General features: G+C 64.6%; 20 protein-coding genes. 4 read left to right on the forward strand and 16 right to left on the reverse strand.

Translation table 11 applies throughout. The features are described from left to right. Positions 1–87: 87 nt before the first annotated feature. The 4 genes from AC4FAH_RS01705 to xseB all read right to left on the reverse strand — a co-directional run bounded on the left by AC4FAH_RS01705 (position 88) and on the right by xseB (position 4,108). Complete coding sequence (locus AC4FAH_RS01705; protein ID WP_192839049.1) at positions 88–717, reverse strand: glutathione S-transferase family protein; 630 nt, start codon at positions 715–717, stop codon at positions 88–90. Between the two features lie 239 nt (positions 718–956). Beyond that, the gene (gene dxs / locus AC4FAH_RS01710; RefSeq protein ID WP_225347457.1) at positions 957–2,879 is read right to left on the reverse strand and encodes a 1-deoxy-D-xylulose-5-phosphate synthase; all 1,923 of its coding nucleotides are present in this window, start codon (positions 2,877–2,879) and stop codon (positions 957–959) included. Positions 2,880–2,891: 12 nt separating this feature from the next. Beyond that, the gene (locus AC4FAH_RS01715) at positions 2,892–3,824 is read right to left on the reverse strand and encodes a polyprenyl synthetase family protein (protein WP_054556401.1); all 933 of its coding nucleotides are present in this window, start codon (positions 3,822–3,824) and stop codon (positions 2,892–2,894) included. Then, on the reverse strand, positions 3,824–4,108 hold the full coding sequence (gene xseB, locus AC4FAH_RS01720) for an exodeoxyribonuclease VII small subunit (RefSeq protein WP_225347455.1): 285 nt from the start codon (positions 4,106–4,108) through the stop codon (positions 3,824–3,826). The genes AC4FAH_RS01715 and xseB overlap by 1 nt, the downstream gene beginning before the upstream one ends. A 321-nt stretch (positions 4,109–4,429) precedes the next feature. Between xseB and serA the strand changes: the two genes are divergently transcribed. Continuing rightward, positions 4,430–5,680, forward strand: coding sequence for a phosphoglycerate dehydrogenase (gene serA / locus AC4FAH_RS01725; protein WP_043331602.1), 1,251 nt, complete (start codon positions 4,430–4,432; stop codon positions 5,678–5,680). 288 nt (positions 5,681–5,968) lie between these two features. Here serA and AC4FAH_RS01730 read toward each other — a convergent pair whose 3' ends face one another. The 11 genes from AC4FAH_RS01730 to AC4FAH_RS01780 form a co-directional block, all read right to left on the reverse strand. Next, on the reverse strand, positions 5,969–6,154 hold the full coding sequence (locus tag AC4FAH_RS01730; protein WP_043331603.1) for a tautomerase family protein: 186 nt from the start codon (positions 6,152–6,154) through the stop codon (positions 5,969–5,971). 337 nt (positions 6,155–6,491) lie between these two features. Continuing rightward, positions 6,492–7,757, reverse strand: a complete 1,266-nt coding sequence (locus tag AC4FAH_RS01735; protein WP_225347454.1) for a dihydroorotase — start codon at positions 7,755–7,757, stop codon at positions 6,492–6,494. Beyond that, entirely contained in the window at positions 7,754–8,806 is a 1,053-nt protein-coding gene (locus AC4FAH_RS01740) for an aspartate carbamoyltransferase catalytic subunit (RefSeq protein WP_052384301.1), read from the reverse strand. Before AC4FAH_RS01740 ends, AC4FAH_RS01735 begins: the two co-directional genes overlap by 4 nt. Then, positions 8,803–9,351, reverse strand: coding sequence for a bifunctional pyr operon transcriptional regulator/uracil phosphoribosyltransferase PyrR (gene pyrR, locus AC4FAH_RS01745; RefSeq protein ID WP_245162881.1), 549 nt, complete (start codon positions 9,349–9,351; stop codon positions 8,803–8,805). The genes AC4FAH_RS01740 and pyrR overlap by 4 nt, the downstream gene beginning before the upstream one ends. Positions 9,352–9,434: 83 nt before the next feature. After that, the gene (gene ruvX / locus AC4FAH_RS01750; protein ID WP_054556397.1) at positions 9,435–9,890 is read right to left on the reverse strand and encodes a Holliday junction resolvase RuvX; all 456 of its coding nucleotides are present in this window, start codon (positions 9,888–9,890) and stop codon (positions 9,435–9,437) included. Continuing rightward, positions 9,883–10,440, reverse strand: coding sequence for a YqgE/AlgH family protein (locus tag AC4FAH_RS01755; protein ID WP_043331610.1), 558 nt, complete (start codon positions 10,438–10,440; stop codon positions 9,883–9,885). The genes ruvX and AC4FAH_RS01755 overlap by 8 nt, the downstream gene beginning before the upstream one ends. Before the next feature lie 15 nt (positions 10,441–10,455). Next, positions 10,456–11,370, reverse strand: a complete 915-nt coding sequence (locus tag AC4FAH_RS01760; RefSeq protein WP_490245582.1) for an energy transducer TonB — start codon at positions 11,368–11,370, stop codon at positions 10,456–10,458. A gap of 108 nt (positions 11,371–11,478) precedes the next feature. After that, positions 11,479–12,450, reverse strand: a complete 972-nt coding sequence (gene gshB / locus AC4FAH_RS01765) for a glutathione synthase (protein ID WP_043331619.1) — start codon at positions 12,448–12,450, stop codon at positions 11,479–11,481. A gap of 212 nt (positions 12,451–12,662) precedes the next feature. Continuing rightward, positions 12,663–13,409 (reverse strand): 16S rRNA (uracil(1498)-N(3))-methyltransferase, encoded by a 747-nt coding sequence (locus AC4FAH_RS01770; RefSeq protein ID WP_153635015.1) that lies wholly within the window; start codon positions 13,407–13,409, stop codon positions 12,663–12,665. Positions 13,410–13,574: 165 nt separating this feature from the next. Further along, positions 13,575–14,078, reverse strand: coding sequence for a protein-export chaperone SecB (secB, locus tag AC4FAH_RS01775; RefSeq protein ID WP_043331620.1), 504 nt, complete (start codon positions 14,076–14,078; stop codon positions 13,575–13,577). Positions 14,079–14,203: 125 nt separating this feature from the next. After that, entirely contained in the window at positions 14,204–14,623 is a 420-nt protein-coding gene (locus AC4FAH_RS01780; protein ID WP_043331622.1) for a rhodanese-like domain-containing protein, read from the reverse strand. A gap of 444 nt (positions 14,624–15,067) precedes the next feature. On the opposite strand from AC4FAH_RS01780, the gene gpmI reads away from it, so the two are divergent. The 3 genes from gpmI (at position 15,068) to AC4FAH_RS01795 (ending at position 19,540) form a co-directional block, all read left to right on the forward strand. Further along, positions 15,068–16,630, forward strand: coding sequence for a 2,3-bisphosphoglycerate-independent phosphoglycerate mutase (gene gpmI, locus AC4FAH_RS01785; protein WP_043331623.1), 1,563 nt, complete (start codon positions 15,068–15,070; stop codon positions 16,628–16,630). Between the two features lie 118 nt (positions 16,631–16,748). Next, on the forward strand, positions 16,749–17,918 hold the full coding sequence (locus AC4FAH_RS01790; RefSeq protein WP_172978605.1) for a murein hydrolase activator EnvC family protein: 1,170 nt from the start codon (positions 16,749–16,751) through the stop codon (positions 17,916–17,918). A gap of 236 nt (positions 17,919–18,154) precedes the next feature. Further along, the gene (locus AC4FAH_RS01795) at positions 18,155–19,540 is read left to right on the forward strand and encodes a S41 family peptidase (protein WP_153636739.1); all 1,386 of its coding nucleotides are present in this window, start codon (positions 18,155–18,157) and stop codon (positions 19,538–19,540) included. A gap of 219 nt (positions 19,541–19,759) precedes the next feature. On the opposite strand, the gene AC4FAH_RS01800 is transcribed toward AC4FAH_RS01795, so the two are convergent. Next, positions 19,760–20,590: FAD-dependent monooxygenase (locus AC4FAH_RS01800; protein ID WP_490245583.1), on the reverse strand; the 831-nt coding region annotated here is incomplete at its 5' end.

Genomic DNA, 20,590 nt, shown 5'->3' on the forward strand with positions numbered 1-20,590 from the left:
TCATGGCTTCACTACAGGATATGCAGGACAGGTCAGCCCGTCAGCTTGGCCTGTGGCGGCGTTCGATGACGTTCCCGGCAACAGGGCTCAGTGTTGCTGACGCTCCTCGGCGGCCTGTTGCTCGCGCTGGCGGGCCCGCTCGCAGGCAGGACGCGCTCGCACCTCTTCGCCCCATTGTTCAAGCACGGCCGGCAGAGGTTGCCCGGCCATCTGCGCCCAGCTGAGGGTCTGGGCGAGAAAGATATCGGCGACACTGAATTCATCGGCCACCAGCCAGCCCTGGCCATCGAAGCGGCGCTGAAGTGCCTTGAGAGCACGCTGGAATTCCCATTGGGCTGTCTGCTTGATGGCATCACAGCGCTGGTCCTCCGGCAGCGCGAAGGTGTGCTTGGCCAATGTCCACAGCGGCTGCTCAAGCTCGGTGGTCAGGAAACTGAGCCATTGATCCATCTGTGCCTGCCCGGCCAGCGATTGTGGCAGCAGGCGCCCTTCTCGCGCCGCCAGGTAGCGACAGATGGCACTGGACTCGAACAGGGCCAGCTCACCATCCACCAGGGCTGGCGCCTTGCCATCGGGATGAATGGCCAGGTATTCAGGGCTGTGCCCCTCACCGGCCTTCAGATCCAGACTATGAATCCGGTAATCGAGCCCCAGTTCCTCGAGCGTCCAGGCGACCCGCAGCGAGCGGGAATTCGGATAGCTGTAGAGAGTCAACATGGTCGGGCGCACTCCGTGGCGTTGCGGTGGTGACTGGCGCAGGTGACGGCTTTCGCGCCAGCCAGGCCCTGGCTGCTTGAGCAGAGGGCTTGATGGTCATCCAGCATGGGCGGGAAGTCGCGGAGTTTCCATGCATCCTTCGCCGTCTCGCCGCAGGCAGTCACACAACGAAAAACGCCTGTGGACAACTCGAACTCTCGAGTCATCCACAGGCGTTTCGGTATTGCATGTCACCAGGATCAGCTGCCGAGGCGAGCCTCGATACTGGCGCGGATGCCGGCGGCATCCAGACCGCAATCACGCAGCAGCTCGACCGGCTTGCCATGCTCGACGAAGCCATCCGGCAGCCCCAGCAGCAACATGGGCTGAGCCAGTCCCGCGTTCAGGTAGAGCTCGGCCACGCCGGCTCCCGCGCCACCCGCGATGGCATTCTCTTCGACGGTCACGACCAGGTCGTGCTCCGCGGCGATCTCGAGCAATGCCTCACGGTCCAGCGGCTTGATGGAGCGCAGATTGAAGTGGGTCGCGTCCAGCGCCTCGGCGACCTCGGCCACCGGCGTGTTCATGCTGCCCACGGCGACGATGGCGACACGCACCTCGGGGCTGCCGCTGATACGACGGCGATATTCCCCCTGACCGATGGCCATTGGCGTCAGGTCGGCATCGGTGGCCACCCCCGGCCCGGTACCGCGCGGATAGCGCACTGCGGCAGGCCCGGAGTGGGCCAGTGCCGCGCTCAGCATGCCACGGCACTCGGCTTCATCGGCCGGCGCCATCAGCACCAGCTCCGGCACGCAGCGCAGGAATGACATGTCCAGGCTGCCGTGATGCGTCGGGCCGTCTTCACCGACCAGACCGGCACGATCGATGGCAAAGGTCACGTCCAGTTTCTGCACCGCGACATCGTGGATCAGCTGATCATAGCCACGCTGCAGGAAGGTGGAATAGATCGCCACCACCGGCTTCATGCCTTCACAGGCCATGCCCGCTGCCACTGTCACCGCGTGCTGCTCCGCGATGGCGACATCGTAGTAGCGATCAGGATATTCCTTCGAGAAGCGCACCAGATCCGAGCCTTCCCGCATGGCCGGCGTGATGCCGATGACGCGCGCATCCGCGGCGGCGGCGTCACACAGCCAGTTGCCGAAGACGCTGCAGTATTTCTGCGGCTTGGGAGCCGGCGCGTCGGTGACGGCAGGCGCCTGCTCGGCTGCCTGAGGCGCGGCCTTCTCGAGCTTGGTGATGGCGTGATAACCGATCGGGTCACGCTCCGCCGGCAGGAAGCCCTTGCCCTTGCGCGTCACCACATGCAGGAACTGCGGGCCATCCAGATCACGCATGTTGCGCAACGTCTGCACCAGCGCCGGCAGGTCATGGCCGTCGATGGGGCCGATGTAGTTGAAGCCCATCTCCTCGAACAGCGTCGCCGGGCTGATGAAGCCCTTCATGTGCTCTTCGGTACGCTTGGCAAGCTCCAGCGCACCCGGCAAGGGCGACAGCAGTCGCTTGCCGTTGGCGCGCATCTGGGTATACGGCTTGCTGGCCAGAATACGTGCCAGATAGCTTGCCAGGCCGCCGACGTTCTCGGAGATCGACATCTCGTTGTCATTGAGCACGACCAGCATATTGGCCTTCACGTGCCCGGCATGCGCCAGTGCCTCGAACGCCATGCCAGCCGTCAGGGCACCATCGCCGATCACCGCACAGGCGCGCCGTGACTCACCCGCCGTGCGGGCGCCGAGCGCCATGCCCAACGCCGCACTGATCGAGGTGCTGGAATGGCCCACCCCGAAGGTGTCGAACTCGCTCTCGGCACGCTTGGGGAAGGCAGACAGGCCGTTGTACTGGCGCATGCTGTACATGGCTTCACGACGGCCGGTCAGAATCTTGTGCGGATAGGCCTGATGACCCACGTCCCACACCAGACGGTCATGGGGCGTTTCCAGCGCATGGTGGAGGGCCACGGTCAGCTCGACCACACCGAGCCCGGCACCGAAGTGCCCGCCGGTACAGCCGACGCTGTAAAGCAGGTAGGCGCGCAGTTCGTCAGCCAATTGGCGCAGCTGTGCCGCGCTCATGGCGCGCAGCGCTTGAGGTGTCTCGACCGCATCGAGCAGTGGCGTCGCGGGGCGCGCCTGAGGTATCTCGTCAAACAGCTTCATAGGCGTCAGGAATCAGTGGTCTCGCTCGATCATGTAGCGCGCCAGCACCGCGAGTGGCTCTGCGGCCTCTCCCAACGGTGCCAGGGCATCCAGGGCCTCTTGCAGTAGCTGACCTGCTCGCTCTTGAGCACCTTCGAGTCCAAGCAGCGAGGGATAGGTCGGCTTGTCGCGCGCAGCGTCAGCACCGGCCGTCTTGCCAAGCGTTGCGGTGTCGCCCGTCACGTCCAGGATGTCATCCTGGATCTGGAAGGCCAGGCCGATAGCCGAAGCGTAGCGCTCCAGGGCAGCAAGACGCGAATCCTGCTCGTCGACTGCCACCAATCCGCCCAGACGGACCGCGGCGCGAATCAGCGCGCCGGTCTTGTAGGCATGCATGCGTGACAGCGCCTCTACCTCGCGGAACTGGCCGACCGCCTCGAGGTCCAGCGCCTGACCGGCCACCATGCCGCGCCGCCCGGAGGCCTCGGCCAGGGTACGCACCAGGGCCGGTGTCCGTACATGGCCGGTCGTCGCCATCACTTCGAAGGAGAGCGTCAACAGGGCATCGCCCGCGAGAATGGCGGTCGCCTCATCGAAGGCGCGATGCACGGTGGGACGGCCACGCCGCAGGTCGTCATCGTCCATGGCCGGCAGGTCATCATGGACCAGCGAATAGGCATGCACCAATTCGAGCGCCGCTGCCGCCGCGTCCAGCGCAGCGCGGTCAGCGGCCTCCTCATCGCAGCCCAGGGCACGACCCACCGCATACAGCAGCACGGGGCGCAGACGCTTGCCGCCACCCAGCACGCTGTAGCGCATGGCGTCCTCGAGACGCTCACTCACCGCCGCACTGCCGGGAGTCAACAACGCCTCAAGCACGGCCTCACTGCGCGCCTGTCCAGAGCGAATCAGCTCGCTGGCCTGCGATGCTGTCGGCGTGACTTGCGTATTCAATCCACCTGACATCACCAGTCCTTCTCCTCGTCCGCTTCACCCGCCATGCTGCCTGCGGCATCGGGCGCCGTAAACGCCGTGGGCGTCAGCGCTCCCTCCGGGCCTTCCACCAATGCCTGCAGGCGCAACTCGGCGCTGTCGAGCCGCTGCTGCGCCTCACGCGCCAGTCCCACGCCCTCTTCAAAAGCGCCCAGTGACGCTTCCAGCGACATGTCGCCAGCCTCGAGCCGCGTCACCAACCCTTCAAGACGGGCCAGGGTGGCGGCGAAATCCTGTGGCACTTCCTTTTCGGCCATGGGTGCTCTCGCTCATCCGACCGGGCGGGCCCGGTGTCTCTGTGTGGAGCGCCAGTATAACCCGAAGGGCTTCACGACGCTGCCCACCCCCTGCGCACGGAGGAAGAGTCACATCAAACGGCTGTGCTGTGAATTTTTCATGCCCGGCACGCGGACATTTCATCCGGAGGCCCCGTCGGCTGTGATATTCTTTGCTCCCCTGTTGACAGCACGCCCCGCTGTTTCTCTGGCATTTTCTTGAGGTGTGACACGCCAGCAGGTCATGAAAAAGACCAAACGAACAGAAACGCCGGCATGACCGGCGAGAGGGTTGATCCGACAATGGCCAAGACGTCCCTGGACAAGAGCAAGATCAAGATTCTATTGCTCGAGGGTGTCCACCAATCCGCCGTGGATAATTTCCTCAACGCGGGTTACACCAACATCGAACTGCTTCAGACCTCGCTGGCCGAGGAAGAACTGATCGAGAAGATCCGCGATGTGCACTTCATCGGCATTCGTTCCCGCACTCAGCTCAACGAGCGCGTGATCTCCGCTGCCGAGAAGCTCACCGCCATCGGCTGCTTCTGCATCGGCACCAACCAGGTCGACCTGGAAGCCGCACTGAAGCGCGGCATTCCCGTGTTCAACGCGCCCTACTCCAACACTCGCTCGGTCGCCGAGCTGGTACTGGCCGAAGCCATCATGCTGATGCGCGGCGTGCCGGAGAAGAGCGCCAAGGCACATCGTGGCCAGTGGATGAAATCCGCCAAGAACAGCCATGAAGTCCGCGGCAAGACGCTGGGCATCGTGGGCTACGGCAGCATCGGCTCCCAGCTGTCCGTGCTCAGCGAATCCCTGGGCTTGGACGTCATCTACTACGATGCCGTCACCAAGCTCGGCATGGGCAATGCCCGTCAGGTGGCAAGCCTGGAAGAGCTGCTGGCGCGCGCTGACATCGTCACCCTGCATGTGCCGGAAATCCCCTCCACCAAGTGGATGATGGGCAAGCAGCAGTTCGCGCTGATGAAGCAGAACAGCGTCTTCATCAATGCGGCACGCGGCACCACCGTCGTCATCGAAGACCTGGCCGAAGCCCTCTCCAGCGGCAAGCTGCTGGGCGCCGCCATCGACGTCTTCCCGGTAGAGCCGAAAGGCAACGGCGAAGAGTTCGTGTCTCCGCTGCGCGAGTTCGACAATGTCATCCTGACGCCGCACGTCGGTGGCTCCACCATGGAAGCCCAGGAAAACATCGGTGTCGAAGTCGCCGAGAAGCTGGTGACCTACTCCGACAACGGCACCACCATCGGCTCGGTCAACTTCCCGGAAGTCGCCCTGCCGGCGCACCCGGAAAAGCACCGTCTGCTGCATATCCACGACAACGTCCCGGGCGTGCTGTCACGCATCAACCAGGTGCTGTCCGAGGAAGGCATCAACATCTCTGGCCAGTACCTGCAGACCAACAACACGGTCGGCTATGTGGTCATCGATGTCGACAAGGCCTACGGCAAGAAAGCGCTCGAAGCGCTCAAGACCGTCGACCATACCCTGCGTATCCGGACCCTCTACTCGGAAGCTGATTTCGAGAACTGAGTCCGTGCTCTGCTTCATGGCCGTGGAGCAGAGGGCAGGCAAATGAAAACGCCGCAGCCAGAAATGGCTGCGGCGTTTTTTTGTTCCGGATTACCAGGCGCGTTGCTCGCCGTGCCCTGCGTCCCACTCCCCTCTTTAATGCCTCTGTCATGCCTCAGCCGGTTTTCCATACACTGGCAATGCCGGGCCAAGACCAGGGGCGTGTTTCACGTGGAACATCTTGATTCCTCGTAAAACACCGTCTGAATCAGATAGTTGAGAACAAGTGCCCAGTTGAAACTTCTTCTCTTAGCGCTCTGACAATGGCGTGCCAGCGACGGCCCAGTTTTCCGGCTCCACTTCCTGCAGCACCACCCAGACAGACTGCTCACGCACGCCCAATACGCGAGCCGTCTCGCGCGTCAACGCCTCCACCAGCTCCCGCTTCTGTTCCTGTGTCTTGCCAGTCAGAAATTCCGCACGAATCATCGGCATGGTTTTCTCTCCTTGTTGTTCAGATCTCTTTTTCTACATGCCAGATCAGCCTGGCCAGCCGCCTTGCTCGCTATTGCCACAGCCGCTTTAAGGCGCTGTGGCCAATGGGCTCTCGCAAATCGCTCCTGAAGCCATTGTTCCACGTGAAACATCTGCCGGCAGCAAAGAGCGCAGCCCAGCGATGTCAGTCTGCGGCATAGGCTGGTAAAGAAATTGGCTGCTTTACGAAAAAGCAGCCAATTCTCTCCATACGTCATTCAAAAAATCGCTTGGCTATCAGTCTGTTGGCGCGCTTTAGCCAAATATCTCAAGCATCATGTTCCACGTGAAACACTGCTTAGGCGTAGCAGGAATCACCCAGCAGCACTTCTTCGACGCGACCGTTCAACAGCATGCCAAGCAGCGGCGTGTTATGGCCGGCACTGACCAGCGTCTCGCTTGAGACACGCCACTCCTGTTCCATATCGATAACCGCCAGATCACAGTACTCGCCCACTTCCAGCATGCCGCCCTTGAGTCCGAAGCGTCTGGCACTGAACGTCAATGTCTCGATCAGGCGAGGCAGGCTGAGCAGCTCGGCCTCCACCAGCGCCAGCCCCAGCGGCAGCATGGTTTCCAGGCTGGTCATGCCGGGCTCGGATACCGCGAAGGGCGCGCTCTTGGCTGCGGCTTCATGGGGCAGATGATCACTGACGATGGCGTCGATGGTGCCATCGACCACACCTGCCCGCAGCGCATCCCGGTCTGCCGCGCTGCGCAGTGGCGGCTCCAGATGGAAATTGGCGTTGAAGCCTTCCAGCTGCTCATCGGTCCAGTGCAGTTGCGCCATCGACACATCCGCGCTGATATCCAGCCCTCTGGCCTTGGCATCACGTACCAGCTCCACGGCCCGTGCACTGGAGAGCAGTGACACATGCGCCCGTACACCGGTCTGCTCGATCAACAGCAGCCACTGGGTCAGGGCGACCGTTTCGGCAGATTCCGGAATGCCGGCCAATCCGAGACGTGAGGCAATGGCGCCCTCATGGGCGCAGCCCTGCCCAGCCAAGGCGGCCTCCTGGGCCTGGAACACGACGGTGATATCAAAGGTCCGCGCGTACTCCAGACAACGGCGCAGTACGCCGAGATCGCGTATTGGCTGGCGCAGGTTGGTCAGTGCCACGCAGCCTGCGGACTTGAGCGCGGCCATATTGGCGAGCAGATCACCGTCCAGTCCCTGCGTCAGTGCCCCCAGCGGCGCAAGACGCACCCCCGCCACATCACGCGCACGGTCCAGCAGCGTACGAATATGCGAGGCGCTGTCGAGCACCGGGCTGGTGTCGGGCCGCGGCAGGATGGTCGCGTAGCCACCCGCCAGTGCGGCAGCCGACTCACTGACCAGGCTGCCCTTGTAGCGCGGACCCGGGTCGCGCAAGTGCGCGCCAAGATCGATGAAGGCCGGCGTGACCAGCTTGCCCGCCAGATCATCGCGCTGCTCGGCACTGAAATCCGCCGGCGCCTCGCCGATCGCGATCAGGCGACCGCCGTCGAGGTGGAGGTCGTACTGGCCATCGAGGCCGTTGGTCGGGTCGATCACCCGTGCATTGATCAGGCTGCGTTTCATGCGCCAGCTCCTCGTGAACGTTCACCCCTGCGCTCGGCGCGCGCCTTCATCTGTCCGGAGACCGCCATCGACAGCACCGCCATGCGCACCGCGATACCGTTGGTGACCTGATCGAGTATCAGCGAACGCGGGCCATCCGCGACGGCGGATTCGATCTCGACACCCCGGTTGATCGGCCCCGGATGCATCACCACGGCGTCAGGGTGCGCGTGTGCCAGGCTTTCGCGGGTCAGGCCATAGCGGCGGTAGTATTCCGACTCCGAGGGCAGCAGCGCGCCATCCATGCGCTCCTTCTGCAGGCGCAGCATGATGACGACATCGACATCCTTCAGCCCTGCTGCCAGTTCAGTGAAGACCTGACAGCCCAGCGTCTCGACCCCGATGGGCAGCAGCGTCTGCGGCGCGACCACCCGCACCTCCGCTGCGCCCAGCGTATTGAGCGCCTGAATCTGCGAGCGAGCGACGCGTGAATGCAGGATGTCACCGACGATCGCGACGCGCAGATTGGCGAACTCGCCCTTGTGGCGGCGGATGGTCAGCATGTCGAGCATCGCCTGGGTCGGGTGCGCATGGCGACCGTCGCCGGCATTGATGATCGCCACATGCGGCGTGATCTGGCTGGCGATGAAGTGCGCCGCGCCGGAGTCGCCATGACGCACCACGAAGGCATCCGCCTGCATGGCCTCGAGATTGACCAGGGTATCCATCAGCGACTCGCCCTTGGCGGCCGACGAGGTCTTGATGTCCAGATTGAGCACATCCGCCGACAGACGCTTGGCGGCCAGCTCGAAGGTGGCACGCGTCCGGGTCGAGTTCTCGAAGAACAGGTTGGCCACCGTACGTCCGCGCAGCAACGGCACCTTCTTGACCTCGGCATCGCCGATGCCACGGAAGTGATCGGCGGTGTCGAGAATCTCGGTCAACACGCTGCGCGGCAGGCCTTCGATATCCAGAAAGTGGCGCAGCCGGCCCTGCTCATCCAGCTGGACCTGTGCCGGCGAGGCAGCCCGCACGTCCGCGCTGGCCTGCGAGAGATCAAACAGGTTCATGCCGTCACCTCGCCGGTATCGACCAGTGTCAGGCGCAGGTTGTCGGGGCCTTCCAGCTTGATGCGCTTGCCGGGCGCCAGCGCCAGGTTGGCGCCCAGGGCGTCCGGCTGCACCGGCAGCTCACGTCCCGGCAGCTCTACCAGGCAGGCCAGCAGCACGCGGCGCGGACGGCCATAGTCGAACAGCTCATTGAGCGCCGCGCGCACGGTACGTCCGCTCATCAGCACATCGTCCACCAGCAGCAGATCGCGGTTCTCGATATCCGGCAGCTGTGACCCCTGGCCGCCATCCGGCAGGCCCTTGTGGCCGAAGTCGTCGCGCCAGAAACCGATATCCAGTGTCGCGAGGGGCTCTTCCAGCCCCAGCCGCTCACGCAGTGCCTGGGCGACCCAGACACCGCCGGTATGAATGCCGACCGGAATCAGACGTTCACGATCGAGTTCACGGCGCTCGAACAGCAATTCGAGCTCCTCGGTCATGGCCTCGAGCAGTGCCTCGACCTCTGGCAGTGCCTCATGTTCTTCGTGCATCTCAGACTCTTGCATGGATATCGCTTCCTATCTTCCCTGCCGGATGGCGGCAAACAGACAAAAAAAACCCGCTTCCGGAAAGGAAGCGGGTGGAGTATTCAGTAACCGACAAGGTCGCCCTCGCCTCGCTGGCTTGCAAACCAGCTCTCGAGAATCAGCTGAGCGGCGAGGCCGTCCACGCCATCATCGCGATAATTGCCGCGGTGGCCGCGCTCGCGCGCCAAGCCCTTGGCCGCCTTGGTGGAGCCGCGCTCATCCCACATTTCCAGCGGCTTGCCGTAGCGGCCATACAGGCGCTTGCCGAACTTGCGGGCTCGGCTGCACATCAGTGTCTCGCTGCCGTCCAGCTCGAGGGGCAGGCCGACCACGAACAGGTCGGGCTGCCATTCCTCGATCAGGCGATTGACGACATTCCAGTCCGGAATGCCGTCCCGCACATGCAGCGGCACCAGGGGCGTCGCGGTGCCGAGCATCTCGGTGCCCACCGCGACACCGATGCGGCGCGTGCCGAAATCGAACGCCAGCGCCGTACGGCTGACTTGCCGCTCAGCCATGCCCGATCTCCCGCGACATCAGATTCATGTCGACGCCCAGCTTGCTGGCAGCCGCTTCGAGACGGGACTCGCTGTCGGCATCGAAGAGGATGCCGCTGTCGCCTTCGACGATCAGCCAGCTGTTTTCCTTCAGCTCGTTGGTGAGCTGGTCCGGCTCCCAGCCAGCGCAGCCGAGGCACACCATGAAGTCATCAGGGCCTTCGTTGCCGGCTATCGCCTTCAGGATGTCCAACGAGGTGGTCAGCGCCAGCTCGTCGGTCACCTGCAGGCTGGAATCCCACTCGCTGGCCTTGCCGCGATGCAGGATGAAGCCGCGGTCCTTGTGGACGGGGCCACCGTAATAGACCACCTCATCGAGGCGCTCACAGCTGTCGGCAGCGATCTCGAGCTGCTCGAACAGACCGCGCATGGTCAGCTTGATCGGCTTGTTGACGATGACACCGAGGGTGCCCTTGTCATCATGATCACAGAGGTAACTGAGCGAGCCGGAAAAATTGTCATCATCGAGATGCGGCATCGCCAGCAGGAAATAGTCTCGCAGACTTTGCATGGTCCTCCCGAGGCGTCAGGGCGCGCCAGAATCGTTGCCGGGGCCGAATCGCCAGATGCGGGTGATGGTCAGCTGGCTCATCCCCTTGAGACTTTCATCAAAGGGCGCATAAGGAGCCGCGCCGTAGACCGTATCCAGAGCCGCCTGGTCGAGTTCAGCATGTCCCGAGGATTGTAACACTTCCGCGAACTCAAGCTGACCGCTGGGCAGCACGACGGCGCGAATCCGCAGCTCGCCGCTCAGATGAGCAGGCGCCGGATAGTGCTGATTGCCGAATGCCTGCACCGTGCCGGTCCAGTCATTGATATAGCGCGCGCGGGCCGAGGCACGCGCCGCCTTGCGTGAGGCGGTGTCACCCACCACCTCACGCGACTGGCCGGAGGCCTGGATTCGCTGAACGTCCTGCTCGCTGGCCTGCTGTTCATTGTCCGGCGTATCCGGCAGCAGTTCGGAACGCGTCACCTGCTGTGACGACGCCTGCTGGGTCGCGATCACCTCGGGGATGCGCTCCGGCAGTACCAGTGCCTGCGTGGCCGGGGCCAGGGCTTCTGCCACGGCCGGCTCGCTGGCCTCGGACGCACTCTGCTCACCCGGCTGTGGGGGCGCCTGGTTGGTTGGCCCGGCCTGCACCGCTGCCTCGCGCCCGCTGCCACTGGCCTGCTGGTCCTGCTCGGCCACCACCTGCGAGTCGACGGCAGTGGTGCTGGCCTGACTGACCAGCGTCACATCGAGCATCACCGGCTTTGGCATCGGCGGCACCTCGGGCGGCGTCAGCAGGCCGCTGCCCAGCAACCACCAGCCGATGACGGCATGGACGGCCAGTGCCGCGCCCCATGCCACCACACGGCGATGCACCCGCGTCACCGGTACATAGGTGATCGGGTCGGTGACGCTATGATTGCCTGCCCACCATTCGACGGGTGCTGCCATACCCCACTCCCTGTCCACGGAACCTCATTGGCAGCTTCGGCTTCCTTGCCGTTTACTGCGAATCCATTGCGGGTCAGCCAACTGGTGCCGACCTCACCGCGACGTTGATCAGGCGGGCGTCTGCGCCGCCAGACGCGCTTCGATGGCATCCATCAACAGACCGGCGATATCAGTGCCGCGCTGGGTATCGATCTCGCGTACGCAGGTCGGGCTGGTGACGTTGATCTCGGTGATGTAGTCGCCGATCACGTCCAGGCCGACGAACATCAGCCCCAATGATTTCACCACCGGCTTGACCTGCTCGATCAGCCAGTAATCGCGGTCGGTCAGCTCACGCGATTCGCCACGTCCGCCAGCCGCCAGGTTGCCGCGCGTCTCGCCGGCGCTGGGAATGCGCGCCAGGCCGAACGGCACCGGCTCGCCATCCACCAGCAGAATGCGCGTATCGCCGGCACTGATTTCCGGCACATAACGCTGGGCCATGATCTGACGGGTGCCCCGCAGCGTCAGCTGCTCGATCACCGAGCCGAGATTGCGGCCATCTTCGGCGACGTGGAAGATGCCACTGCCACCCATGCCATCCAGCGGCTTGAAGATCACGTTGCCATGCTCGGCGTGGAAGGCGCGCAGCACCTTGTCGTTGGCCGACACGGTGGTCGGCGGGATGCACTGCGGGAACTGCTGAGCGAAGAGCTTCTCGTTGCAGGTCTGCAGCGCGGCCGTCGGATTGACCACCAGCACGCCTTCCCGCTCGGCAAAGCCCAGCAGGTGAACGGCATTCAGGAAGTGTTCGTCGACGGGCGGATCCTTGCGCATCAGGATCACGTCAAGCTCGGCCAGCGGAGTCGCGACGACCTCGCCCAGCTGATAGAAGTTGTCCGGGTCGTGGTAGACCTCCAGATCACGCATCCGGCCCATGGCGCGACCATTCTCGAGATAGAGGTCTTCCTGCTCGAGATAGTGCAGCGACCAGCCACGCTGGCTGGCGGCCCACAACATGGCCAGAGTGGTGTCCTTCTTGTAGGCGACGCTGGACATCGGGTCCATCACCACGCCGATCTTGAGCTTGCGAGCAGTCATTGAGGCAACCTTGTGACGACACTGCCAGCCCGGCACGCGGCCGGCAGCGGGGATAACGGAGACTCCCGTCGCGACATGACACCATGGCGCGGGAGCGATGGGACAAGTATGCAGCAGCGCCGTGCTGCTCACCACTGGCGAAACGCCCTTGCCGGCTCACGCTGTGTTGCCGGCAGATCAACAATTCCGCCCGGGTGCCAGATGACGGGAGATCAGCGCGGCAGGTCACCAAATCGCTGCTGCAGCAAGGTCAGCGCCACCACCGGCGCCGTCTCGGTGCGCAGGATACGCGGCCCCAGGCCGAGCACTTCACAACCGGCTGCGGCCGCTTCTGCCACCTCTTCCTGCGTGAAGCCGCCTTCCGGGCCGATCAGCAGGCTGGCACGGGTCACGCCGCCCTCGGCCTCGGCCACGTTCAGCGCCTCGGCACCGCCCGGCTGCAGAATCAGGCGCAGCGGCTCATCACGCTCGGACAGCCACTGCGTCATCGCCACCGGGGCATGCACGACCGGCACGACGCTTCTTCCGCACTGCTCGCAGGCGCTGGCCGCCACGCCCTGCCAGTGCGCCAGCTTCTTGTCGGCGCGCTCGCCCTTGAGCTTGACGTCGCCACGCGCGGTGTAGAGTGGCGTGATGGCAGCCACGCCCATCTCACAGGCCTTCTGGATGGCGTAATCCATGCGATCGCCCTTGGAGATCGCCTGCCCCAGATGCACCGCCAGCGGCGCCTCGCGGTCATTGGGCACCGCCTCGATCACCTGCACGCTGACGCCCTTGCGGGTCACCTCCTCCAGCAGCACGCGCACCTCCTGCCCACGGCCATCGAACAGCTGCGCCTCACTGCCGACCTTGGCACGCAGCACCAGCCCGAGGTGGCGTGCAGGCCCCTCGGGGAGCGCGAAGGACGCCCCGGCGCTGACATTGAGATCAAGATCGGGGCAGTACAGACGGATGGCCATGGACGGGGTCTCGCGGACAGAGAAGCAATGAAAGTGAACCGCGATGAGTCGATGCAGCATCGCAGGCAAGGCGGCGGTCATTGTCGCCCAAAAACGCAGCGACGGGCCACTGGGGCCCGTCGCTGGTCGTACCTGTCATGTGGCCAATCAAGGCCGGCTCACTGATCAGTGAGCGGTCGCCTCGGCGGCGCCCTGGGCTTCACGCTGCTTGCGCTGCGCGTACATGGCCTCGAAGTTGACCGGAGCCAGCATCAGCGGAGGGAAGCTGCCACGGTTGACCAGGTTGTCGATGGCTTCACGCGCATACGGGAACAGCACGTTCGGGCAGAAGGCGCCCAGGGTGTGGTCCAGCTGCTCGGCAGACAGGCCAGCGATACGGAACAGGCCAGCCTGCTCGACTTCCGCCAGGAAGGCAGTGGTCTTGTCTTCGCCATTGGTGACCTGTGCGGTGACCTTGATGGAGACTTCGAACAGCTCCTCACCGACCTGCTGGTGCTCGGTATCCAGCTCCAGCGCGACCTTCGGCTGGAACGGCTGGGAGAAGACCGCCGGAGAATTCGGGGCTTCGAAGGACACGTCCTTCACGTAGATGCGCTGCAGGGCAAACTGGAGCTGATCCTGAGCCTGTTCTGCGCCTGCTGCAGCCTGTGCGTTCTGTTCTTCAGCCATGAGACATATCCTTGAGGGTTCGGAGATTTATTCTTGGTTGCGAGCCGGCCTCCAGCAGACCCGCAAACTTGCCCAGCCAGCGGGGCAATGACAGCTGGTAGACACGCGACGTGCGAGTCTGCGACTCAGCGAGTCACGACCGGCAGGCTGTCGGCTTCCCACTGGCCCATGCCGCCCTTGAGCTTGACGGCCTGCTTGAAGCCATCCTTCTCGAGGCGCGCCACCAGCGGTCCCGCCGTCTGGCCATGCTTGCAGACGATGATCACCGGGCGTTCCTTGTACTTGGCCAGCGGAGTGGTCTCGCTGGTCAGCTGACTGCTGGGAACGTTGACGGCACCGGCGATATGACCGGCCTTGAATTCCTTGCTGTCGCGGATGTCGATGAAGACACCCTCTTCGCGATTGACCAGTCGCGTGGCCTCGCTGACGCTGACGCCGTGGTTGCCACGCATGGTTTCCATGACAATGAGGGCGACCAGCAGGGCGACGAAGGCGCCGACCAGCAAGGGATGATTCTGCGCGAACTGAAGCAGCTGTTCGATCATGAGACGGGCTAACTCCGCTGTGACGTGCATGCCGACGCGTACGCGGCAAAGGAAATAGACCGCTACCTGAGGTAACGGAGCCAGCATTATACATGACAGGCCCAAGCATGAATGCCGCTGCATGGCATCAAAAAGGCGTAGCCGGGCGATGCGCCGGCTGCTGTCAGCTCAGCCGGGCCGGGGCGATCCACCGATAGCGCAACCCAATCCCGGCGATACACTTGCGGCACTTGCACTCGGCACCTTACCACCCCTCTAATAGAGGGCAGAACGAGCAGGTAGTTTTATCACTACATGTCGTTTCCGCCGAGGGTTCTGCCCCACGGATGCGCCACAGCATGGCCGCAGGACATGACAGCTGCATGATGCGTCGCCCGTCGAACATCATCCTGTCATCCCGGCCCCTGCTCACCCCAGATCATTCGTCATCACAGCGAGGAAGTCATGGCAGCTCAAGCACAAGGTCCGCGTCCCGTCGCCCTAATCATTCTGGACGGCTACGGTCACAGCGAAGAGGAGAAGGACAACGCCATCCTCGCCGCCGACACGCCGGTGATGGACCGCCTGCGTCGTGAATATCCCAGCGAACTGATTCACACCGATGGTGGCTTCGTCGGCCTGCCGGACGGCCAGATGGGCAACTCCGAAGTCGGCCACATGAACCTCGGTGCCGGTCGCATCGTCTATCAGGACTTCACGCGCATCACCAAGGCGGTGCGTGAGAATGCCCTCAAGGACAATGACATCCTGACCGCGCCCATCGATGCCGCCGTCAAGGCCGGGCGTGCCGTGCACCTGATCGGCCTGCTATCTCCGGGCGGTGTCCACTCCCACGAAGACCACACCCTGGCCATGGCCGACCTGGCCGCCGAGCGGGGCGCCAAGCGCATCTATATCCACGCCATCACCGATGGCCGCGACACCGCGCCCAAGAGCGCCGAGGCCTCCATCGCGCGTGCCGATGAGCACCTCGCGGGCCTGGGCCTGGAAGACGGCCGTGTCGCCACGCTGGTCGGTCGCTACTTCGCACTGGACCGCGACAACCGCTGGGACCGCGTCGAGCAGGCCTACCGCCTGATCGCCAACGGCGAAGCCGAGCATGAAGCCGCCACCGGTGTCGCCGGTCTGGCTGCCGCCTACGAGCGCGATGAGACCGATGAATTCGTCACCGCCACCCGCATCGGCGATTCCGTCGCCATGCAGGAAGGCGATGCGGCCATCTTCATGAACTTCCGCGCCGACCGTGCCCGCGAGCTGACCCGCGCCTTCGTCGAGCCGGACTTCGCAGGCTTCGAGCGCACACCGCCCAAGCTGGCCCACGACGGCCTGGTGATGATGACCCAGTACGCCGCCGACATCCCGGCGCCGGCAGCCTTCCCGCCGTCCGAGCTGCACAACACCCTGGGCGAGGTCGTGTCCGACCGTGGCCTGACCCAGCTGCGCATCGCCGAGACCGAGAAGTACGCACACGTCACCTTCTTCTTCTCCGGTGGCCGTGAAGAGGAATACCCCGGCGAGACGCGCATCCTCGTGCCGTCCCCGCAGGACGTGAAGACCTACGACGAGAAGCCGGAAATGAGCGCCGGCGAAGTCACCGACAAGCTGGTGGAAGCCATCGAGTCCGGCGGCTACGACCTCATCGTCTGCAACTACGCCAACGGCGACATGGTCGGCCACACCGGCAAGTTCGATGCCGCCGTCCAGGCCGTCGAGTTCCTCGACAAGTGCGTGGCACGCGTGGTCGAGGCGCTCGAGAAGGTCGGAGGCGAATGCCTGATCACCGCCGACCACGGCAACGCCGAGCAGATGGTGCACCCGGAAACCGGCAATCCGCAGACCGCGCACACCACCTTCGAGGTGCCGCTGATCTACGTGACGCAGCGCGATGCCAAGCTGGCCGCCGACGGGCGTCTGTGCGATCTCGCCCCGACCCTGCTGACCATGATGGGCCAGTCGGTGCCGGAAGAGATGGATGGCAAGGTGCTGGTCGATTATGCCGAGGCCTGATAGCAGGCTGCATGGCGCACCCTTCGGTGCGTCGTGCCTCTCGCCCAGCCCGAGCAAGCCGCTCGGGCTGGGCGACCGCCCCCGAATCTTCAAGCGCCGGAGCCGAGTCTCCGGCGTTGTGCTGTCTGCCTGGCTGCTGAGTCTCGCCCCGCTGGCACTCGGCCCCGTGGTGTCGACCACCGCGCAGGCCGCTGACGACACCGCCACCCTGACCCAGAAGAAGCAGGCCTCCCAGGAAGACCTCAAGCGCCTCAAGCGCGAGATCCAGGCGATGCAGGGCGAGCTCAAGGCCACGGCAGCGCGGCGCAGCGACACGCGCAACGGGCTGGAGAAGATCGAGCGCCAGCTCAACGCCACGCGCCAGCAGACCGGCAAGCTCGAGGATGAGCGCGATGACATCAAGCAGCAGCTGGTGGCACTGACGCGCAAGCGTGAAGCCCTCAGTCAGCAGCAGACGGCCCAGAAGGCGGCAGTGGCCGAAGAGATGGCCGCCCTCTATCGCCTCGGTCGTCAGCCTGAACTGAAATTGCTGCTCAACCAGGATGATCCCGCACGTCTTGAGCGCCTGCAGGTCTATCTGAACCATCTGAGCGAATCACGGCGTGCGGCGCTGGAGCGCCTGGCCGAGCTGAACCAGTCACTGGCCGACACCCGCGCACAACTGCTGGCTCGCCAGACACGCCTGGATGACGTACAGGCAGGACTCAAGCGGCAGGCCAGTCAGCTGATCGCGCAACAGAATGAACGCGCCGCCCTGCTGCGCAAGCTGGATGCGCGCTATGCCAGCCATGAGGCGAAGATCGCCGAACTGGACCAGGACCGCGCGCATGCCAATCAGCTGATCCAGACCCTCGAGAAGCGCCTCAAGTCGATCAAGAGCGCGCCGCCCCCCAGGACCCGCATCACGCGTGCGATGGGCAAGATGGATTGGCCGGCGCCGGGCAAGGTGATCTCCGCCTATGGACGTGGCGAGGGCGTCAACCGTGATGGCGTGCTGATTCGCGCGACGCAGGGTACCGCCGTCACGGCGCCGCACGCCGGTCGCGTGGTCTTCGCGGACTGGATGCGCGGCTATGGCAACCTGCTGATACTCGATCACGGTGACAACGTGCTGACGCTCTACGCCCACCTGGCAAGCTTCAGCGTAGGCCCGGGCGACAGCCTGTCACGCGGCCAGCAGCTGGGCAGTGTCGGCAGCAGCGGCGGGCGTGATGGCCCGGCGCTCTATTTCGAAGTGCGCCGCAGCGGTCAGCCGACAGACCCGAGTCGCTGGCTCTCGCGCCGCTGAAGTGCCTGGCAGCGGCACCTCACGCATCGTCTGATTGTCAGCCAGCGCTGAATGCCACCGCTAGCCAGCGGGCTAGTCGCCAGGCACTCGCGCGGGATATGCTCGCAGTAGCCTGTGACTGCGAGCATGCTGGGCGGTGTTCCCCCCTGCCATGCCTCGACATCCGGCCCCGGCGCTCAGCGCATTTCGGTACCAGTCGAGTCAGTATCCGTCGAGAAGGAAATCGCATGTCTGCAATGTCGCCGTTCCGTCCTGCCCCGCGCCGCCTGCGTCAGCTGGCGGTCAGCGTGCCGCTGAGCCTTGCCCTGCTGGGTGGCGGACTGCCGGCCAGTGCAGAAGATGTCACCTCACCGGCCGACAGCGCTCAGGATGCCCGTCAGGGCACGGACCTGCCGCTGGATGAGCTGCGCACCTTCGCCGAGGTCTTCGAGCGCATCAAGCGCACCTACGTCGATCAGGTCGATGACCGCACGCTGCTCAAGAATGCCATGCGCGGCATGCTCGAAGGGCTGGACCCGCACTCCGCCTATCTGGATCAGGAAGACTGGCAGGACCTGCGCGAGAATACCGATGGCGAGTTTGGCGGCATCGGTATCGAGGTCGGCACCGGCGACGATGGCCAGCTGACCGTCATCGCCCCCATCGACGACACCCCGGCGGCGCGCGCGGGCCTGCAGCCGCGAGACGTCATCCTCAAGATCGACAATACGCCGCTGGACGGCCTGTCGATGTCGGAGTCGGTCAAGTTGATGCGCGGTGAGGCAGGCTCACGCATTCGGCTGCTGATTCTGTCCGAGGGCGCCGACATGCCGCGCGAAGTGGTGCTGGAGCGGGCCATCATCAAGAGCAGCAGCGTCAGTCAGCGCCTGCTGGACCCGGGCTATGGCTATCTGCGCATCAGCCAGTTCCAGAGCGCGACCGGTGACGAGGCCCACACGGCGCTGGCCAGGCTGCGGGAAGACAACGATGGCGAGCCGCTCAAGGGGCTGGTGCTGGATCTGCGCAACAACCCCGGCGGGCTTCTCTCGGCCGCCGTCGAGATCAGTGACCTGTTCCTGTCCAGCGGCCGCATCGTCTACACCGAAGGCCGCCTGCCCGACAGCGAGCTGTCTTTCTCGGCCAAGCCCGATACCCCGGCGGGCGACACCCCGCTGGTGGTGCTGATCAATGGCGGCACGGCCTCGGCCGCGGAAATCGTGTCCGGCGCGCTGCAGGATCAACACCGCGCCATCATCATGGGCACCGACAGCTTCGGCAAGGGCTCGGTCCAGACGGTGATGCCGCTGGGCAATGGCGATGGGCTCAAGCTGACCACCGCGCTCTACTTCACGCCCAGCGGACGTTCGATCCAGGCCGAGGGCATTCGCCCGGATGTCGAGGTCGTGCGAGGCCGTCTCGAGCGCGACACGCGACGTGACTTCAGCGTGCGCGAGGCAGACCTCGACGGGCGCCTCGACAATGCCAACGCCGCCAGCGAATCCGCCAGCAGCAAGGCACCCGACAGCCCGGTAGTGGCGGAAAGCGACTATCAGCTGGGTGAGGCGCTCAATCTGCTCAAGGGCATGAACGTGCTGGGGCGCAGCGCGGCGCTCAAGGCCACCGTGCCCACAAGCGACGAGTAAGCATCACGCCATGATCGCCAGATCATCAGGCCACAACGACAAGGCCCCGCCATCTGGCGGGGCCTTGTCGTTGCAGGGGGCATGACATACGCACTTGTATAGAAACATGCAGTGGCATGTGTGGCAGCGGTCGGCCATCCTGTGACCACCTGTGCCCAAGCGATGATAGTAGGCGCTCACATACCCGATGGCGCAGGAATTACACCACCTTCACTCTTGTTACGGCTTGCAGCTGGCGGGCAACTCACCCCGCTGCCCCATCGCCTGACGCATCAGGATACGCTTCAACTCGCCCTGGCCGTCGACGAAACCAAGCCCGAAGTTGCGCAGCAGCCGCACGCCCGGCTGACGACTGCCGAACAACAGCCGGAAGCCATCCATCATCTTGAGCATCATGGCATTGTCGCTGCGACGCCGGCGGCGATAGCGCGCCAGCCAGCGCTCGTCGCCAAGCGCCACCCCGCGGCGATGTCCTGCCAGCAGCTCGTCTGCCAACACCGCCACGTCCATCAAACCCAGATTGACGCCCTGGCCTGCCAGCGGGTGAATGGCATGCGCAGCATCCCCTACCAGCGCCAGCCCCGGCAGCACATAGTCTTCGGCGTGGCGCTGATGCAGCGGGAAACTGAAGCGCTCACTCGCCCATTCGATGGCGCCGAGCTGACCTTCAAAGGCGTCTTCCAGCTCACTACAGAATGCCGCCGGTGACAGTGCCAGCAGCCGCTCGGCCTCCTCTGGCGTGGTCGACCACACGATGGAGCAATGCCGTTCTGCGGCCGAGGCTCCCTCGGCCGGCTGAGCCAGGGCGTCATTGACGGCCAGTGGCAGGAAGGCCAGCGGCCCGGTCGGCAGGAAGCGCTGACGCGCGACGGCCTGATGCGCGAGTTCGGTGCGCACCGTGGCCACCAGCGCGACCTGGCCGGTGTCGTGTTCCCGCGTGGCGATCCCGGCCAGCTCGCGCAGCCGTGAGCGCGCACCATCCGCCGCGACCACCAGCGCCGCGGTGACTGTCCGGCCATCGGTCAGCGTCAGGCTGGTCGCTTCCGCCTC

Source organism: Cobetia sp., from assembly GCF_983723665.1.

What these genes read in the sequence shown, in the direction of transcription:
- AC4FAH_RS01760 (WP_490245582.1), bottom strand. Translation starts at nt 11,370, where the DNA reads ATGGCAGCACCCGTCGAATGGTGGGCAGGCAATCATAGCGTCACCGAC.
- ruvX (WP_054556397.1), bottom strand. Translation starts at nt 9,890, where the DNA reads ATGGCTGAGCGGCAAGTCAGCCGTACGGCGCTGGCGTTCGATTTCGGC.
- AC4FAH_RS01730 (WP_043331603.1), bottom strand. Translation starts at nt 6,154, where the DNA reads ATGCCGATGATTCGTGCGGAATTTCTGACTGGCAAGACACAGGAACAG.
- secB (WP_043331620.1), bottom strand. Translation starts at nt 14,078, where the DNA reads ATGGCTGAAGAACAGAACGCACAGGCTGCAGCAGGCGCAGAACAGGCT.
- AC4FAH_RS01770 (WP_153635015.1), bottom strand. Translation starts at nt 13,409, where the DNA reads ATGGCCATCCGTCTGTACTGCCCCGATCTTGATCTCAATGTCAGCGCC.
- serA (WP_043331602.1), top strand. Translation starts at nt 4,430, where the DNA reads ATGGCCAAGACGTCCCTGGACAAGAGCAAGATCAAGATTCTATTGCTC.
- AC4FAH_RS01780 (WP_043331622.1), bottom strand. Translation starts at nt 14,623, where the DNA reads ATGATCGAACAGCTGCTTCAGTTCGCGCAGAATCATCCCTTGCTGGTC.
- AC4FAH_RS01715 (WP_054556401.1), bottom strand. Translation starts at nt 3,824, where the DNA reads ATGTCAGGTGGATTGAATACGCAAGTCACGCCGACAGCATCGCAGGCC.
- AC4FAH_RS01735 (WP_225347454.1), bottom strand. Translation starts at nt 7,757, where the DNA reads ATGAAACGCAGCCTGATCAATGCACGGGTGATCGACCCGACCAACGGC.
- dxs (WP_225347457.1), bottom strand. Translation starts at nt 2,879, where the DNA reads ATGAAGCTGTTTGACGAGATACCTCAGGCGCGCCCCGCGACGCCACTG.
- gshB (WP_043331619.1), bottom strand. Translation starts at nt 12,450, where the DNA reads ATGACTGCTCGCAAGCTCAAGATCGGCGTGGTGATGGACCCGATGTCC.
- pyrR (WP_245162881.1), bottom strand. Translation starts at nt 9,351, where the DNA reads ATGCAAGAGTCTGAGATGCACGAAGAACATGAGGCACTGCCAGAGGTC.
- AC4FAH_RS01755 (WP_043331610.1), bottom strand. Translation starts at nt 10,440, where the DNA reads ATGCAAAGTCTGCGAGACTATTTCCTGCTGGCGATGCCGCATCTCGAT.
- AC4FAH_RS01740 (WP_052384301.1), bottom strand. Translation starts at nt 8,806, where the DNA reads ATGAACCTGTTTGATCTCTCGCAGGCCAGCGCGGACGTGCGGGCTGCC.
- AC4FAH_RS01705 (WP_192839049.1), bottom strand. Translation starts at nt 717, where the DNA reads ATGTTGACTCTCTACAGCTATCCGAATTCCCGCTCGCTGCGGGTCGCC.
- gpmI (WP_043331623.1), top strand. Translation starts at nt 15,068, where the DNA reads ATGGCAGCTCAAGCACAAGGTCCGCGTCCCGTCGCCCTAATCATTCTG.
- AC4FAH_RS01795 (WP_153636739.1), top strand. Translation starts at nt 18,155, where the DNA reads ATGTCGCCGTTCCGTCCTGCCCCGCGCCGCCTGCGTCAGCTGGCGGTC.
- xseB (WP_225347455.1), bottom strand. Translation starts at nt 4,108, where the DNA reads ATGGCCGAAAAGGAAGTGCCACAGGATTTCGCCGCCACCCTGGCCCGT.